Here is a 653-nt window from a genome sequence, read left to right as displayed (position 1 = left end):
GTAGCCGTTGTTCCAGGGCGTGCCGGGCGGAATATAGACCATCCCGACCTTGTTCACGCAGAACTGTTGCAGCGCAATCGACATCATTTCCGGCCCGTTGTCCATCCGCAGCACCCGCGGCGGCCCGCCCCGGGCGGTGAACACCCGCTCCAACTCCGTGACCAGCCGCTCGGCGGTGATCGACCGCTCCACCAGATGCAGCAGCGATTCGCGGGTGTGCTCGTCGATCATCGACGCGATCTTCACCGCCCGCCCATCGACGGTGGAGTCGAACTGGAAGTCCAACGCCCACACCACCTTCGGCGCATCCGCATCCACCATGGGCGCAGTCGAGCAGCCAGCCCGCTTACGCGGGTGATGAGCGCGCACCTGCAACCCTTCCTCGCGCCATAGCCGGTGCACCCGCTTCTTGTTCACCCCACTGCCCTCATCGAACCGCAGCGCCGCCCACGCCCGACGGAACCCGTGACCCGGATGTTTCACCGCGTAGGAACGCAGCCAGACCCGCAACCCGGCATCCGGATCGGCAGGGGTCTGCGCGGCCGGCAGCTGCCGATAGGTGGAGCGGTGCAGCCCAACCACCTTGCACGCGAACCGCTCCGACATGCCCATCACCTGTTTGAGCATGTCAACAGCGCGGCGCTTGGTGGCCG

General features: G+C 66.6%; 1 protein-coding gene. It reads right to left on the bottom strand.

The features are described 5' to 3' along the window. A partial coding sequence (locus ACT89H_RS29435) for a DDE-type integrase/transposase/recombinase (RefSeq protein ID WP_445111930.1) occupies positions 1-606 on the bottom strand: 606 nt, incomplete at its 3' end. Positions 607-653 lie beyond the last annotated feature (47 nt).

The sequence above is a fragment of the Nocardia aegles genome (genome assembly GCF_052545135.1).
Note: the sequence above shows the minus strand (reverse complement) of the source record. Positions and strands in the feature narration are given on the sequence as shown.